Annotated in this window: 15 protein-coding genes; 7 read left to right on the forward strand and 8 right to left on the reverse strand. The window is 68.6% G+C overall.

The genetic code is table 11. From position 1 onward, the window contains the following. Positions 1–2 precede the first annotated feature (2 nt). The gene (locus tag ABFX45_RS11240; RefSeq protein WP_346129457.1) at positions 3–1,880 is read right to left on the reverse strand and encodes an ABC1 kinase family protein; all 1,878 of its coding nucleotides are present in this window, start codon (positions 1,878–1,880) and stop codon (positions 3–5) included. Positions 1,881–1,987: 107 nt separating this feature from the next. Here ABFX45_RS11240 and ABFX45_RS11245 point away from each other — a divergent pair, with 107 nt between their 5' ends. Next, positions 1,988–4,255, forward strand: a complete 2,268-nt coding sequence (locus tag ABFX45_RS11245) for a glycosyl hydrolase family 95 catalytic domain-containing protein (protein WP_346129459.1) — start codon at positions 1,988–1,990, stop codon at positions 4,253–4,255. 56 nt (positions 4,256–4,311) lie between these two features. Here the strand turns inward: ABFX45_RS11245 and ABFX45_RS11250 are convergent, their stop codons facing one another. Both ABFX45_RS11250 and ABFX45_RS11255 read right to left on the reverse strand, forming a co-directional pair. Further along, a complete protein-coding gene (locus tag ABFX45_RS11250; RefSeq protein WP_346129461.1) occupies positions 4,312–4,695 on the reverse strand; it encodes an SSI family serine proteinase inhibitor in 384 nt (127 codons plus the stop codon). Between the two features lie 87 nt (positions 4,696–4,782). Beyond that, positions 4,783–5,598 carry an SGNH/GDSL hydrolase family protein gene (locus ABFX45_RS11255; RefSeq protein ID WP_346129463.1) on the reverse strand — a complete coding sequence of 272 codons (816 nt, stop codon included), beginning with the start codon at positions 5,596–5,598 and terminating at the stop codon, positions 4,783–4,785. Positions 5,599–5,763: 165 nt separating this feature from the next. Here ABFX45_RS11255 and ABFX45_RS11260 point away from each other — a divergent pair, with 165 nt between their 5' ends. Beyond that, positions 5,764–7,017, forward strand: coding sequence for an MFS transporter (locus ABFX45_RS11260; protein WP_346129465.1), 1,254 nt, complete (start codon positions 5,764–5,766; stop codon positions 7,015–7,017). On the opposite strand, the gene ABFX45_RS11265 is transcribed toward ABFX45_RS11260, so the two are convergent. Further along, complete coding sequence (locus ABFX45_RS11265) at positions 6,949–7,800, reverse strand: hypothetical protein (protein WP_346129467.1); 852 nt, start codon at positions 7,798–7,800, stop codon at positions 6,949–6,951. The two genes, ABFX45_RS11260 and ABFX45_RS11265, sit on opposite strands and share 69 nt — an antisense overlap. Beyond that, positions 7,797–8,744 carry an SPFH domain-containing protein gene (locus ABFX45_RS11270; protein WP_346129469.1) on the reverse strand — a complete coding sequence of 316 codons (948 nt, stop codon included), beginning with the start codon at positions 8,742–8,744 and terminating at the stop codon, positions 7,797–7,799. The genes ABFX45_RS11265 and ABFX45_RS11270 overlap by 4 nt, the downstream gene beginning before the upstream one ends. 49 nt (positions 8,745–8,793) lie before the next feature. On the opposite strand from ABFX45_RS11270, the gene ABFX45_RS11275 reads away from it, so the two are divergent. After that, complete coding sequence (locus ABFX45_RS11275) at positions 8,794–9,471, forward strand: NUDIX hydrolase (RefSeq protein WP_346129471.1); 678 nt, start codon at positions 8,794–8,796, stop codon at positions 9,469–9,471. 56 nt (positions 9,472–9,527) lie between these two features. Further along, a complete protein-coding gene (locus ABFX45_RS11280; protein WP_346129473.1) occupies positions 9,528–10,592 on the forward strand; it encodes a tetratricopeptide repeat protein in 1,065 nt (354 codons plus the stop codon). Here ABFX45_RS11280 and ABFX45_RS11285 read toward each other — a convergent pair whose 3' ends face one another. Next, complete coding sequence (locus ABFX45_RS11285) at positions 10,593–11,600, reverse strand: Gfo/Idh/MocA family protein (RefSeq protein WP_346129475.1); 1,008 nt, start codon at positions 11,598–11,600, stop codon at positions 10,593–10,595. Positions 11,601–11,604: 4 nt separating this feature from the next. Next, a complete protein-coding gene (locus ABFX45_RS11290; RefSeq protein WP_346129477.1) occupies positions 11,605–12,312 on the reverse strand; it encodes a TioE family transcriptional regulator in 708 nt (235 codons plus the stop codon). Between the two features lie 79 nt (positions 12,313–12,391). On the opposite strand from ABFX45_RS11290, the gene ABFX45_RS11295 reads away from it, so the two are divergent. Continuing rightward, positions 12,392–13,522 carry an erythromycin esterase family protein gene (locus ABFX45_RS11295; RefSeq protein WP_346129479.1) on the forward strand — a complete coding sequence of 377 codons (1,131 nt, stop codon included), beginning with the start codon at positions 12,392–12,394 and terminating at the stop codon, positions 13,520–13,522. Here the strand turns inward: ABFX45_RS11295 and ABFX45_RS11300 are convergent. Continuing rightward, complete coding sequence (locus ABFX45_RS11300; protein WP_109639314.1) at positions 13,494–14,000, reverse strand: hypothetical protein; 507 nt, start codon at positions 13,998–14,000, stop codon at positions 13,494–13,496. The two genes, ABFX45_RS11295 and ABFX45_RS11300, sit on opposite strands and share 29 nt — an antisense overlap. Before the next feature lie 168 nt (positions 14,001–14,168). Between ABFX45_RS11300 and ABFX45_RS11305 the strand changes: the two genes are divergently transcribed. Together ABFX45_RS11305 and ABFX45_RS11310 are read left to right on the forward strand one after the other, a co-directional pair. Continuing rightward, entirely contained in the window at positions 14,169–15,251 is a 1,083-nt protein-coding gene (locus tag ABFX45_RS11305) for a sensor histidine kinase (RefSeq protein ID WP_346129481.1), read from the forward strand. Further along, a complete protein-coding gene (locus ABFX45_RS11310) occupies positions 15,248–15,901 on the forward strand; it encodes a response regulator (RefSeq protein WP_109639315.1) in 654 nt (217 codons plus the stop codon). The genes ABFX45_RS11305 and ABFX45_RS11310 overlap by 4 nt, the downstream gene beginning before the upstream one ends. Positions 15,902–15,944: the final 43 nt, after the last annotated feature.

Here is a 15,944-nt window from a genome sequence, read left to right on the forward strand (position 1 = left end):
CGTCAAGGCCGGGGACGGAACACCGTCACGACGACGCGCAGGCCCAGCAGCACGCTGATGATCAGCAGGTTGTAGCCGAACACCTGGTAGAGGCCGATCTCCGGCACGACCTGCGGCCCACCGGAGGACCCGAGCAGAAGCACCGCCATCACGCCGGCGGTCGCACCCAGGACGGTCAGCATCACCTGGTGCAGCAGGCCGGTCACGAACGACCGGTCGCGTTCGTCGGCGAAGAGCCGCATCGACATGCTGAGCCGGCCCTGCTCCATCGCGCCGGTGATCCGGTCGATCCGCCTGGGCAGGCGGCGCAGCATCGGCAGCACGGCCTGGAGCTCCTCGGCCATCGTGCGCTGCACGGACTCCGGCGTCAGCCGCTCGGAGATCTGCTCGGTGGCGAACGCCCGTGACTCCACCACGATGTTGAAGCCCGGCGAGAGCACACCCAGCGTGCCCTCCAGCGTCGCCAGCGCCCGGAACACCGCCGCGATCTCCGGCGGGACGCTCAGCCCGAACCGGGACACGATCAGGAACAGGTCGCCGAACATCTCCACGTCCGGCCGCATGCCCGCGCCGAGGTGCCGTGCCATGAACTGCCCGAGCGCGCGCTCCAGCCGTTGCTCGTCGATGTCCTCGGGCCGGGAGGTGAGTTCCAGCAACGCGTCCGTCAGCCCGGCGGGATCACTGCGGTCGATCGCGAGCAGGAGTCGTTGCAGCGCCGCCCGCAGGCTTGAGTCGATCCGCCCGACCGAGCCGAAGTCGAGCAGTCCGAGCCGTCCGTCGTTCAGCAACAGCACGTTGCCCGGATGCGGGTCCGCGTGGAAGACGCCGTCGAGCATCACCTGTCGCAGCACGAAGCGCAGCAACGTCCGCGCCAGGCCCTCGTCCTCAGCGGTACCGCGCAGGGGCACGCCGTCGAGCCGGTCCATGACGAGAACGCGAGAAGTCGACAGGTGGACGTGCGGCAGCCCGACGGAGGTGTCCGAAACAGCTGCCACCGCCGCGATGTTGCGTGCCTCGACCTTGAAGTCCAGCTCCTCCCGCAACGCCGCAGCGAACCCCGCCGCCAGGTCCCGCACGCCCAGCGCCGAGCCCCACCGCGTGCGCTGCAACGTCTCAGTCAGCCGGGAGACGATGTCCAGGTCGCCCTCGGCCACCGCTCGCACGCCAGGTCGCTGCACCTTCACCACGACCTCCGCGCCCGACTTCAGCACGGCCCTGTGCACCTGCGCGATCGAGGCGGCGGCCAGCGGCGTCTCGTCGACCGACGCGAACGCGTCCAGCCCGACCTCGGCGTCGAGCACCGCGCGGACGTCCGCCCACTTCGCCGGTGGAACCTTGTCCTGCAACAGGCTGAGCTCCTCGACGAACTCCTCCGACAGGAGGTCGGCACGCGTCGACAACACCTGCCCGAGCTTCACGAACGTCACTCCGGCGTCCTGCAACGCGAGTCGCAACGACCTCGCCAGCCCGGCGGACGACCGTTCGCGGCCGCGCAGGTAGGGCCCGAGGCCGTGCCGGAACGCGATCGCGGTGATCCGCGAGTACCTGCGCGTGCGGGCGATGCGGCGCCGCAGCATGCCCCACCACTCCGTCGGCGGCGGGATCGAGCCGGTCGGCACGATGATCTCCGCGAACGCCAGCAGCCCGATCACCGTGAGGATCGACAGCCCAAGCTGGAGGGTCACCAGCCCGGCGGTCGGCTCGACCGTGGTCTCCCCGAAAGCGCTCGACGCGACCGACATGGCGAGCAGACAGGCCAGCGCGGTGCGGATCAGGCCGATGCGCAGGCCCAGGATGCGCCGGGCCGCGAGTGCCATGCCCATGACCAGCAGCAGGAACGTGACCGGGAAGCCGATCGTGTAGACGAGGAAGTCCCCCATGATCGAAGCCTAGACACGGGTCTTGACTCCGGCTGACTCCTCACGAAAGATCCGATGAATCGCCGCCCGCGTGGACCTGACCGCACATCGAAGTGAGGTGCCAGAACGTGGTCGAACTCAACCGGCGCACGCTGATCGGAGGCGCGTTGGCCGGGGTAGCGGGCAGTGCGCTGCTGCCTTCCGGCGCGTCAGCGGGTGATGGCTTCAACTGGAGAGACTTCATCGGGTCATCGGATCTCATCTGGAAGAAGATGCCCGCGACCTGGTTCGAGGGGCCGTACCTCGGCAACGGGTTCCTGGGCTCCGGCATCTACGCCGAACCGAACGCCAACGCCATCAGATTCAACGTCCAGCACTCCCAGGTGCAGGACCACCGGCCGGAGTTCGGGGCCCTCTTCGGCCTCGCCCGGCTGCCCATCGGCTACTTCACGCTCGAACCCGTCGGCGCGATCACCGGCGTCGACTGGCGGCTCGACCTCTGGAACGCCGAGCTGACCGGCACGATCACCACGGCCGCGGGAAGTCTGCGGCTGCGCGCGTTCATCCACACCAACCGCGACCTCTACGCCATCGACGTCCAGGCCAGCGAGGGCGAGCGCGCGTTCAAGTGGGTCTTCCACCCGCTCAAGGCGATCAGCCCGCGCACCGACCCGAAGTGGAACCGCCCCGCGCCCGCCGGCTTCACCGACAACCCGCCCGTGCAGCTCACCAGCAGCGGTGACGTGCAGCTCGCGGTGCAGCCGCTGAACGCGGGCGGCGAGCACGTCACGGCGTGGCGCGAGGTCACCCGCGGCACCCGGCGGACGCTCTTCACCAGCGTCGCGTGGTCGCACCCGCAGAAGACCGCTGTGCGCAGGGCGATCGGCAACGTCCGGTGCGGTTCGATCGAGGGCCTCGCCGTCGACCACCGGTTGTGGTGGCACGACTTCTACCGCAGGAGCTTCCTGTCCATTCCGGACAAGCGGCTGCAGGCGTTCTACTGGATCCAGCTCTACAAGTTCGCGTCCGCGGCCCGCAAGGAGGCCCCCGCGATCGCGACCTGCGGCCCGTGGCTCGAGAACACGCCATGGCCGAACACGTGGTGGAACCTCAACGTGCAGCTGGAGTACTGGCTGATCCACGGCTCCAACCACGTCGACTTCGACGCCGTCACGTACTCGGTCGACAGGTACCGCGACGTGCTCGTCGAGCAGGTTCCCGCCGAGTACCGGCACGACAGCGCGGGCATCCCGCGCACCACCGACACCGTGCTCAACAACGGTGCCGGCATCGGCAACTCCGGTTACGGCGTGGGGATTCCCGGCAAGGAAGTGCCCACGCCCGAAGTCGGCAACCTGACCTGGACGCTGCACAACGTCTGGCTCACCTACCGGCACACCATGGACGACCGGGTCCTGCGCAACGTGCTGTTCCCGTTGCTGCGCAGGGCCATCAACTACTACTTCCACTTCCTCACCAAGGGCTCGGACGGGAAGTGGCACCTGCCGTTCACCTTCTCGCCGGAGTACGGCGTCAACGCACCGGACTGCAACTACGACCTCGCGCTGATCCGGTGGGGCTGCCAGACCCTGCTGGAGTCCGCGAAGTCGTTGCGCGTCAACGATCCGCTGATCCCGAAGTGGCAGGACACGCTCGCGAACCTCACGCCGTACCCGGTGGACGCCAACGGGTACATGATCGGCGCCGGGGTGCCGTTCGCGAAGTCGCACCGGCACTATTCGCACCTGCTGCAGATCTACCCGCTGTACGAGGTGACGTGGGAGGACGTCTCGAAACGCCAGCTGATCGAGACCTCGCTGAACCACTGGATCAGCTTCGAAGGCGCGCTGCAGGGCTACACGTTCACGGGTGCCGCGTCGATCAGCGCGCAGATGCTGCGCGGGGACAAGGCGGACTTCTACCTCGGCGAGCTGATGCGCCGGTACATCAAGCCGAACACGATGTACCAGGAGTCCGGGCCGGTCATCGAAACGCCTTTGAGCGCGGTGCAGTCGATGTACGACATGCTGTGCCAGAGCTGGGGTGGCGTGATCCGCGTCTTCCCCGCGGTGCCGTGGCCGGAGATCTCGCTCGACAACTTCCGGACGCAGGGCGCGTTCCTGCTCAGCGCGTCACGGCAGAAGGGAGCCACGCGGTGGATCAAGCTGCGCAGTGAGGCCGGCGCGCCCTGTGTCGTCCGGACGGACATCAAGGATCCGGTCGTGCGTGACCACCGGGGCCGGCCGAAGCGCTTTTCGGTGCTGCCCAACGGAGATCTGCGCATCGAGCTGCGGCGCGGCGAGGAAGCTGTCATCCACCGCAACGGTGACAGGCCCGACCTGAAGGTCGGCCCGGTGATCGGTGCTCCGGCACCGTCGTGGGGTCTGCCCGGATAGGGCGTCGCCGGTGCCCCGCCGCGACGGCGGTGCGGCGGGGCACCGGCGGACGCGGTCTAGAAGTCGAACACCTTGCCCGTGTGGACGCGCATCACGCACGGGTTGGAGTACACCTGCTCGAACACGACCTTCTTGCCGCGCCACTTGCCCCTCAGCTTGGCCTTGGTCGTGTTGAGCTCCATGGTGCACGCGGCGTCGGCCGCCGGCTCCATCCTGGTGAAGTCGCCGTCGACGGGGATGAGGTCGGCGCAAGCCTGCTTGGCGTTCTTGTGCAGTCCGCCCGCGGGTTCGCAGGTGAGCACCGTGGTGCTGAGCGTGCCCATCTCCGGCCGCACCGACAGCACCAGGCCGGATGCGGGGCGGGGTACCGCCTGGGCCGTCGCGGGGACGAGCGGAGCGGCCAGCGCGAGGCAGGCGAACAGAAGTCGGGTCCTTGCCATGCCAACAGAGTGGCGCGGCAGGGACCCGGATCTCCAATCAACTCAGCGGTAACACCAGATCGTGTAAACCGCTGCAACTCTGTGCAACTAGACGCCCGCGAGCTCCGTCCCGGCGAGGGCGGCGGCGACCTGCTTACCCACCGCAGCCATGCCGCTGGCATTCGGGTGAACCGGGAACGCGAGCCTCGTCGGGATGAGGCCCTCGACCCACTTGTCCCACGGCGCCGCGCACACGTCGCGGCCGAGGCTGATGTCGTACGGGTTGACCCAGCCCGCACCCGCGGCCTTGGCCTGTGCGGCGAGCATGCCGTTGAGCAGCTTCTGCATGTCGTCGAGGTACGGCACGTCGCCGCTCGCGATGGGCACGAGAGGCCAGCAGCCCTGCGACGGCGGCAGGATCCGCAGGTAGCCGACGACCACGACCCTGGCGTTCGGTGAACGCTGCTTGATTCCCTTGAGGACGTCCGCGACCTTGGGCGCGGTGGCGTTGATGCGCTGGGCCAGTTCGTCGCCGTACAACGCCTTGCAGGGCGCGCCGTGCGGGTCGGTCAGGCCGCGGCTCGCGCAGGTCGTGATGATCTCGCTGAACCCGATGTCGTTGCCTCCGATGGAGACGGTGACGAGGTCCGTGCCGGGCTTCAGGGCGGACAGCTGCGGCACGGACTGACCGGGGAAGCCGGTCTGCACGCCGGCCATGTCCTTGGTCTGGGCGCCACCGCAGGAGATGTCGGTGAAGTTCGTGATGCCGAGCTTGCGGGCGAGGACGGACGGGTAGTTCTGCGTCGACTTGAAGCAACTCAGCGGGTCGAGCCGCTGCAGGGGGATGAACGGTCCGGAGACGAACGAATCCCCGAGTGAGACGTAGTTCCGGTACTGCGGAGCCGCGCTGGCGGTCGGGACCACAATCGCTGCTATCAGGGCCGTGAGCAGGGATACAACAGTCACTCGGCGCGTCATTGCTACCTCGTTACTGAAGAGTAGGAACGTAGGACGAAGGGTGACCGGACCATTGCGCAGTGTCAATCCCTCGACCAGGCTGGAACGATGACGGGGGTACGCAAAGTAGCTGTGGCATCCGCGGTCGGTAACACGATCGAGCTGTACGACTTCCTGCTCTACGGCACGGCCTCGGCGCTCGTGTTCAACAAGATCTTCTTTCCGCAGTTCGACAGTCGCGTCGGCGTGCTGCTGGCGTTCGCCACGTTCGGAGCGGGTTTTGTGGCCCGCCCGCTCGGCGGCGCGGTGATCGGCCATCTCGGCGACCGGTTCGGGCGCCGCGCGATGCTCGTGATCACGCTGTCGGCGACGGGGCTCGCCACGGCGTTGATCGGCCTGCTGCCGTCCTACGCCTCGATCGGCATCGCGGCACCGGTACTGCTGGTGCTGCTGCGGATCGTGCAGGGCTTCTTCATGGGCGGCGAACAGGGCGGCGCGTCGCTGATGGCCGTCGAACACGCGCCACCGGGCCGTTGGGGTTGGTACGGCAGCTGGGTGTTCATCGGCTCGCCGGTCGGTCTCGTGCTGGCGAACCTCGCGATGTACCTGTCGTCGCGGGCGACGGGCCCCGACTTCCTGTCGTGGGGCTGGCGTTTGCCGTTCCTGTTCTCGATCGTGCTGGTCGGTATCGGTCTCTACATCAGGCTGCGGGTGTCCGAGAGCCCGCGCTTCGCCCGCGCCGAGAAGTCCCGGATGCCGCTCGTGGAGGTCGTGCGCACCCGGTGGCAGGTGCTGCTGCTCGGCGCGGGCGTGAACCTCGGCTTCCAGATCTTCATCTTCGTGTTGTCGGTGTTCACCATCAACTACGGCCGCACGGCGCTGCGGATGTCTCCGGACGATCTCCTGGTGGCGCAGGTGCTCGGCGGGCTCGCACAGGTGGTCGCCGTGCCCGTGTTCGCCCGGCTGTCGGACCGGATCGGGCGGCTGCCCGTGATGTTCGGCGGAGCGGTGTTCCAGGCGGCGTTCGCGTTTCCGATGTTCTGGTTGATGGACGTGCGGTGGTTCACCGCGGCGATCGTGCTCGGCTTCGTCGGCTCAGGCGCGTTGTTCGGGCCGATGGCCGCCTACTTCGCCGAACTGTTCCGCACGCGCGTGCGGTACAGCGGTGTGGCGGTGAGCTACCAGCTCGGCGCTGTGCTCGGCGGTGGCCTGGCGCCCTTCGTCGCGACCTCGTTGCTGGCCTACGGAACCTGGGCCGTCGCGCTCTACCTGATCGCCGGCGCGGTGCTGTCCGGTGTGTGCCTGCTGGTGATCGGCTCAGCGCACGAGGCGGAGCCGGCGGGAGGCGAGTCCGACGCTCAGCCGCTGACCCCAGCCGAGGCGTAGCGCGTCGCTTTCGATGCCGTCGCCGAACGCCACCAGCCCGTCGGACTCCACGTCGATGTCGAGCGGCCTGTCGGTGAGCTCGCCCTCGGTGTGTTCGATGCCGGTGCTCGGCGACGGCCACGCCTCCCTGACGAACCACACGAGCCTGCGCTCGGTCGGCTCCGGGAGGGCGATCGCGCTTTTCCTTTCCCGGTGGGCACTCGAGCACCAGCCCGTCGCACCGGTGCCGCTGCCGACGAGGATGCCGGACGAGGCCTGGCGTTCGTTCCCGATGCGGTACCGGCTGGTCTGGTGGCTCGGATGGCCGACGTAGATCTCGTTGAGCGCGCACAGGGTCTGGCCGTCGTCCGACCGCGCCTCGACCATCGTGCGGTCCTCGGTGTCACCGGTGTTGTGGAGGAGCTCCGCGGCGTCCTGCGGGGCGTGCTTCGCGAGCACGCCCCGCTGCGGGTTGATGCCGATCACGGGCTGGCCGTCGAGGTACTTGGCGACGTTGGCGACCAGCCCGTCCTGCCCGACGATGACGACTACGTCCTCGGGCGCGAACAGGAACCGCGACAGGTCTTCCCTCTCGACCACGCCGCGGCGCCAGTCGAGCGGGATCGCGGCGCTGACAACTCCCAGCGCCTTGCGGGCCTGCTGGTCACGGTCCACCACCTCGTCCAGGGTTCTGTTGCGGGACTTCAGGAAGAACTCGACCTGGCCGCGTGTGCCATGCCGTGCCAGCAACTCTGTCAGCTCGGTGCGCCGGTGCACCAGCACAATTCTCGGGGCGAGGCTCATCGGGCAAGTCTCTGCAGGATCGGCTGGATCAGGTCCGGCGTGAGGGTGATGCTGCCGATCTCCGGCAGGTTGCCCGCGAGCTCCTTGGCCGCCAGCGCCAGGAGGACGTTCTGGGGGATCTCCTTGTAGGCGTCCAGCCTCGCCTTCTCGCCGGCGGCCTCGGCTTCGGCGAGCTTGCGGATGCCGTCGGCCTTGGCGTCGTCGGCGATCCTGCTGGCCCTGGCGTGGTCCTCCGCCTTCTTCAGCGCGTTCGCACCTCGTTGCACGACCAGGAGCTCCTCGCGCTTGGCCAGCTCGATCTGGTTCTGGAGCTCGTTCTCGCTGATCGCCCGCTCGCGCTCCACGGCCATGGCACGGCGCTCGTAGGTGGCCTTGTCGGCGTCCTGCTGGACCCTCTCGCGGATGGTGGTCTGGAGGGCCTTCTCCATGTCGGCGTCCGGGCGGATGGCCACCACCCTGACGTCGATGATCTCCATGCCGATGTGGGCCGCGGTCAGGCCGGCCGAGACCGACTGCTTGACCTTCTCGACACCGGTCCTGATGGCGGTTTCGAGGTCCAGGGTGGCGAGGATCTTGAGGGCGTGCTGCTGGGTGCTCTCGGTGAGCGTGTTGGCGATCTGGCTCAACGGGTCCTGCCGCCAGGTGCCGGTGTCGGGGTCGATCGAGAAGTCGATGCGTGCCGTGGCCGTCTCCGGGTCGGTGCACCGGTACGTGACCGTCAGCTGGACCGTCACGTCCTGGTAGTCCTGGGTGCGGGCGTGGAACAGCATCGGAAGCTCGCGGTCGTCCACCGGGACCTCGCTCAGCACCGCGGTTCTCGGGCGGAACCAGAAGCTCAGGCCGGTGCCCTCGTGGACGACCCTGCCCTTGCGGATGTGTCTGATGTGGACCGTCGGGGCTCCTCTGAGGTGACGGAGTCCCGGGTAGGTGCTGATGTCGGCCATCGTCGGCTCTCCTTGTCGTCAATCTGACGATAACCCTATACTGGGTGGTGTGTACACGCCAAGTGATTTCCCTCCCTTCGCTGTCACGGTCGACCTGGTGGTGCTGACCGTGCGGTCCGACGCGCTGTGTGCGCTGTTGGTTCGGCGAGGAGAGGCGCCGTTCCGGGGGCGGTGGGCGTTGCCGGGCGGGTTCGTGCGGGTGTCCGAGTCGGTTGACGCCGCGGCTGCGCGGGAGCTCGTCGAGGAGACCGGGGTTTTCGGGCTGCACCTGGAGCAGCTGGCCACCTACGGGGAACCCCGGCGGGATCCGCGGATGAGGGTGGTGTCGGTGGCCTACCTGGCGCTGGCGCCGGACCTGCCGGTGCCGGTGGCGGGGACGGATGCCGCGGCTGCCTCCTGGGTGCCCGTGTCGGAGGTGTCGACGTTGGCGTTCGATCACGCGCGGATCTTGAGCGACGGGGTCGAGAGGGCTCGGGCCAAGCTGGAGTACACGCCGCTCGGGACCGAGTTCTGCGGTGCCGAGTTCACGGTCGCCGAGTTGCGGCGGGTCTACGAGATCGTCTGGGGGATTTCGCTGGACCCGCGGAACTTCCACCGGAAGGTGACCGGAGTGGACGGGTTGCTGGAGGCGACCGGCGAGACGACCACTCGCGACGGCGGACGGCCGGCGGCCTTGTTCCGGCGCGGCCCCGCGACCGCGTTGCATCCGCCGCTCGTTCGCGGCTGAGGCGCACCCGGCCACTTCCGTATCCTGAGCACCTGGCTCGGGCGGGGGAGGGCACCGTGGCTCGTCGATGGATGGACAAGCTCACCCGCTGGGCGATGCGGGATCTGGCCGGTGCCGAGGAGGTGGCGGCCTATGTGCGCCGAATGGCTGCGCGGTCCCCGCGATTCGAGCGCGACCTCACGACGGTCCTGATCCGGCTTGCGGTGCGGCAGGCCGAGGCGGACCGACGACACGACGCGCTGGCCACTCTCGCCGAGGCCGCGGAGATCTGCCGTCGCCGTGCCGCGGCGGAGCCCGCCCGGTTCGGACCCAACCTCGCCGAAGCGCTGCACCGGCAGTCGTTGTTGCACGCGGAGGTGGAACAGCGGGAGCACGCGCTGTTGGCCGCGGAACAAGCGGTCGCGCTCTACCAGCGGCTCCTGCCTCGGAACCCCGGCTGGTTCGAGCCGTTGTACGCCAATGCGCTCGGTCAGCTCGGCTTCTGCCTGTCCGACTGCGACCGCCTCGAGGAGGCGGTACCGGTGGTCGAGCACGCCGTGCGGATCGAGCGGCGCCTGGCTGTCGACTCACCCGACGAACGTCTCCCCGACCTCGCCCGCTGGCTGCACAACCTCGGTTCCTTCCTGATGAAGGCGGAGCGGTTCGAGGAGGGACTGCACGTCACCGAGGAGGCCGTCCGGATCCGCGAGCGGCTGGTCGAGGACGCACCCGGTCAGCACGAGACCGCCCTCGCGGATTCCCGGCACAACCGCGAGCTGGGCCTGGCCGCTTGGACGCGGCAGGTGGGGGAGCAGGCCGCGCCCGACGACGTGGTCCTCGGCCCCTATCCGTTGTGTGACACGTGCAAGCAGTTCAGTGGCGGCCTCGTGGCCGTGCGGCACCGTCAGATCCATGTGCGGGCCCATGGCAAGGAGGCCTGTGTCGACCAAGGGCTTGCCGAGATCGTGACGGGCTTGTGGGCGGTCTGCGCCACCAGGTCGTGTTGCGAGGACGAGGGCGGTAGAGCGTACGTGGTACCCGTGCCGGGGCAGGCCCCCGCCGCCGAGGAGTTCCTGGCCGGCCTCGGGCTCCGCGTCGAGAACGAAGGTGGCGTGCTCTACTTCAGACTGCCGGGCCGGTGATCAGAGGCGGACCGAGTCTCCCGTGACCGCCGACTGCTTGGCTGCCTCGATCACTTCCAGGCCCGTGACGGCGTCCTGTGGCGACACCGGCGCCACACCGGCGGCGACGGAGGCGTAGAAGTCCTGGTAGGCGCCGGGCTCGGTGCGGTGGGGCTTGCCGCGGACCATGCCCCAGTTCGACTCGGGCTCCTCGCCCCATCCGGGACCGGCCGGCGTCTCACCCGCCTTGAGGCATTCCTCCTGCGGGTCCATGCCGTACTTCACGTAGGCGGCGTCATGGCCGAGCACGCGGAAGCGCGGGCCCAGGTCGGCGGCCAGCGCGCTCATCCACAGGTGGGAGCGGACGCCGCCCTCGTGGGTCAGGGAGAGGAACACGTCGTCGTCGGCTCGGGCGCCAGGGCGGACGGTGGCGATTTCGGCGTGGACGGACAGCGGGCGGCCGAAGAGGGCCACGGACTGGTCGACGAGGTGGGTGCCCAGGTCGAAGAGGATGCTGCCCAGATCGGCGGGGTCGCCGGATTCCTTCCAGGAGGACTTGATTTCCGGGCGGTAGCGCTCGAAACGGGACTCGAAGCGGTGGACGGGGCCCAGGGCGTTGGTGGACAGGAGCTTTTGGACGGTCAGGAAGTCGCCGTCCCAGCGGCGGTTGTGGAACGGCACCAGCATCAGGTCTCTGGCCGCGGCGATCGAGGCCAGGGCGCGCGCTTCCGCCGCTGAGCCCGCGAAGGGCTTGTCCACCACCACGTTCAGGCCGTGTTCGAGGACCTGGCGGGCGTGGGTCGCGTGGAAGCGGTTCGGGGTGGTGATCACCACGAGGTCGAACCCGCCGGACCAGACTCCGTCCAGAGAGGACAGCAGGCGGGCTGCGGGGTAGCGCTGGGCGACCTCGGCCTGGCGGACCGGGTTGGCGGTGACCACGGCGGAGAGTTCGAGGCCGGGGGTCGCCTCGATGAACGGGGCGTGGAAGGCGGCCCCACCTAGTCCGTAGCCGACCAGAGCTGTGCGCATGAGATCAGCCTAAGCGTCCCACGTCGTGGACCCCGGGGCGGAGCTTGCTCAGGTAGCCGTCGAGCTGCGCGGAGGCGGCCAGCATCGCGAGGCCTCGCGCGTTGAGGCGGCGCTGCCAGTCGACCAGTGCGGTGGCCAGCGTGTCGGTGCCGCCCGCGGTGCGGACCTGCTCGACCACCAAAGCTATGCGCGCCAACGGATAGCCACCACGGCGCAGGAGGTGGGCCAGTTCGGCGTCGCGCACGTCCTCTGCCCGGAACACGCGGTAGCCGGCGGGGTCGCGGTCCGGGACGAGGATGCCGGCCTCCTCCCATGCGCGGAGGGTGGCCGCGGTGACGCCCAGGCGCCTGGCCAGTTCGCCGATCGAGCGTGGTTCCAGCACCGGCTCGAAGTCGGTCAGGTCGTGCACGGCGCGGCTGACGGAGTTGAGGGTTTCGCGGTCGCGGAGGAGTTGTTCGTGGCCGCGGTCGATGGTCAGGAGGACGTCGTCCAGGGCGCCGGCGTGAACCGAGCTCATGATCTGGCCGGCCACCGCGTGGCCGAAGGCGGGGATCAGGGTGATGAAGGTGCGCAACGCGGCGGCGTGGATCTCGGTGTAGACGCGGTAGCCGGACGGGGTGCGCGCGGCGGGCGGGATGAACCCGGACTGCTCGTAGTTGCGCACGGCCTGAGTCGAGATGCCGTGTTCACGGGCGAGGTCAGTTGGACGCACGGTTGAGACTTTAGACGCCTTGAAGAGGAAGAATCGTGCAAAAGTCTCAACGAAGCCTTCAATGTTACGGTTGAGCCACATGAGCCAGGACATTCGTGAGTTCATCAGCCCCTTCACCGAGATCTTGGCGTTCGGCGAGCCGACGCATCTGGAGCACGCCCACACCTGGATACGCAACGAGCTGTTCGAGCAGCTGGCAGGGCTGGGCTACAGGTCGATCGCACTGGAGACCTGCCGCGTCCGTGCGGTGATGGTCAACGACTTCGTCCAGCACGGCATGGGTGACCTCGACACGGTCATGAAGGAAGGGTTCTCGCACCGGTTCGGGGAGTGGCCGGCGAACCGGGAGCTGGTCTCCTGGATGCGCGAGTACAACGCGGACAGGCCTGCGGCGGAGCGGCTGGCCTTCCACGGGTTCGACTTCCAGACCGAGACGACCAGCGCGCCCAGCCCGCGGCCCTACCTCGAGCACGCGCGCGACTACCTGGGCGAGGACGTGGATCTCGTCATCGACGACGAGGAGTGGGGCCGGGACGAGGCCGTGCTCGACTCCACCAAGTCACCCGGCAGGAGTGAGGAAGCCGTCCGGCTGCGTGAGATCGGCACCGGCATGCTCCGGCGCCTGCACGCGCACATGCCCGAGCTGGTCGCCGACACGTCCCGCGAGGAGTGGAACAACGCCGAGCTGCACCTGACGGCTGGGCTGAGCCTGCTCAGGTACCACCGGGAGTGTACGGAGCCGAACCCGCTGGGCGTGCGGATCACCCGGCTGTGCCAGATGCGCGACGGCGTGATGGCGCGGAACCTGCTGGAGATCCGCCGGATCGAGGCGGGCAGGGGGCCGACGTTCGTGTTCGCCCACAACGCTCACCTGCAGCGCACGAACAGTTCGATGGAGATCGCCGGCGAACGGATCGAGTGGTTCTCGGCGGGCGCGCTCGTGGCGCCGGTGCTGGGCGACCAGTACACGGTCATCGCGGGGACTCTCGGCCGCAACGACAGCTTCGGGCTGGGTGAACCGGACAAAGCCACCCTCGAAGGGCAGCTGCAGAGCCGATTCACCACCTGGGGCATGACCGGGGACAAGCCGGAGGGTGAGACCAGGAAGGACACGAAGCTCGAAATGGGCTACTTCCCGCTCGATCAGCACTTGCTGGCGGGAGTGGACGCCCTGTTGCACGTCAGGGTTGGTCGTCCAGTGACGCGGTGATCCACGGCGCGACGGGCAGGTCGCGCGTCTCGCACTCGATCGCCAGCTTCAGGGTCCACCGCAGGGCTTGTAGAACGACAGTCGCGAGCTCCTGCGGTGCCCCGTTGGCCAGGGCGATCTCGATCTGCTCCGAGGCCGCTTCCTCGTCGCCGTGCACCTCGGCCAGCAGCGCGCGGATCGCGGTGCGCACGGGCGGGTCCGCGTCGTCGATCTGGACCTCGCGGCCGTCCTCGTCGAAGACCTGCATCTTGACCGGCGTGGCGCCGCCGGAGCCGAGCGCTCCGACCATGCTGCTGCACTCGGCGAACAGCAGCAGGACCAGCTCACGGATCTCCTCGTTGCCCTCCGGCGACCCGCTGAGGTAACCGGTCACGAGGTCCACCGCCACAGCGTCCTCACCGGCCCTGGCCGCGGCCAGGGCCTCACCGGCCACGGCCGTCAGCCGTGACCAGCGATCTGGATCCTGTGGTGGTCTCACAGGTACTGCCTACCGCGCGGTGTCACGCATTCGCAATGCCCCATCTTGATCAGAGTGCTACCGGGGTATGTCACTCCGCAGGTCAATGTGTGAATCAACGAATCCACCTAGCATCGGGTGGTGTTTCGCACGCTGTACCGAACGGTGTTCGGTCCCGATCGCACTCGAGTGCTCACAAGGACGCTCGACAGGTTCCGCGTCCCCGCGTTCGCCGCGTTGATCACCTACGGGCTGATCTGGGCGATCATCGGCAGCGTCCAGTACGTCGACAGCCCGGGTGCCACGGAGCAGGGTGACGGCTGGTGGGTGTTCATCTTCTTCGCCACCCTCGGTCCGTACGTGCTGCTGATCTGGTCGCCGTTGTACGCGTGGCGACTCGCCGCCGCAGGGTTCTACTTCGTCAGCGGGCTCGTCGACTGGACCGGTGTCGCGCCGTTCCAGTACTGGACGGCGGCGCCGCTGCTGGTCGCGGTCGCCGCCTTCTACTCGCGCGGCATCGTCATCACCGTCACGGCGATCAGCGTTCTGCTGCACCAGCTCTCCGAGTACCAGAACCACACCATCGGGTTCTACGTACCTGTCATCGCGGGTGCCGTGTACATGTTCGGTGCGCGCGGCCGGGCGGAACAGGAACTCGAAGAGGAACGGGCGGCCAAGGCCGCACTCGAGGAACGTGCCCGCATCGCGCGCGAGATGCACGACGTCGTGGCGCACCACATGTCGATGGTGGTGGTCAGGTGTGAGACCGCGCCCTACCGCCTAAAGGGACTGAACGAGGAAGCCGAGCAGGAGTTCGCGGAACTCGGCCAGGCGGCGCGCGAGGCCATCACCGACATGCAACGCCTGCTGGGCGTGCTGCGGACCAACGGCCAGGAGCTGGAACGTGAGCCGCAGCCGGGCATCAGCCGCATTCCCGAGCTGGCGAGACCCGGTGACGAGGCTGAGGTCGACGTGGACGACGTGCCGGAGGCGGTCGGGCTCACCGCGTACCGGATCGTGCAGGAGGCGCTCACGAACGCCACCAGGCACGCGCCCGGCTCGAAGGCGTCCGTCCACGTGCACAGGAACGACGACCAGCTCGACGTGCTGGTGATCAACACCGCCGGGGGACCGTCGATGGGCGGTGGCAGCGGGCAGGGCCTGGTGGGCATGCGGGAACGGGTGGCGGTGCACGGTGGCACGCTGACCGTGAAGTCCACCGAGGACGGCGGGTTCATGGTGCGGGCGAGGATTCCGTTGGGGGACAAGTGATCAGGGTGGTCGTGGTCGACGACCAGGAGATGGTGCGCGAGGGGTTCTCCGCGCTGCTCGACGCGCAGGAGGACATCGAGGTCGTCGGTGCCGCGGGCAACGGCGTCGAGGGTGTCGCACTCGCGCGCAACGTCAAACCGGACGTCGTGCTGATGGACGTCCGGATGCCCGAGATGGACGGTCTCACGGCGACGCGGTTGTTGCTGGACGGCGCGGTTTCCACGAAGGTTCTCGTGCTGACCACGTTCGACCTGGACGACTACGTCTACGAGGCGTTGCAGGCCGGCGCGAGCGGGTTCCTGCTCAAGCACGCGCCCGCCCGTGAACTGCTCAACGCCGTCCGCGTCGTGGCGGCGGGAGAAGCGCTGCTGGCGCCGTCCATCACCAAGCGGCTGATCGAGGACTTCGTGAAGGCCCGCCGCGCCGACCGCGTCCGGCCCGCCCAGCTCGAGGTGCTGACCGAACGCGAGACCGAGATCCTCGTGCTGATCGCGCAGGGCCTGTCGAACACCGAGATCGCCGCGCACCTCGTGCTCGCCGAGCAGACGGTCAAGACGCACGTGAGCCGCGTGCTCACCAAACTCGGTCTCCGCGACCGCGCCCAGGCCGTGATCGCGGCTTACGAGAGCGGGCTCGTGGTACCGGGGTAGCAACGGCAAGACAGCACGCCGGAGGGACGATCTCGCAGGTGTC

Origin of the sequence: Lentzea roselyniae, assembly GCF_039537795.1 — a bacterium.
Taxonomy (GTDB): Bacteria; Actinomycetota; Actinomycetes; order Mycobacteriales; family Pseudonocardiaceae; genus Lentzea; species Lentzea atacamensis.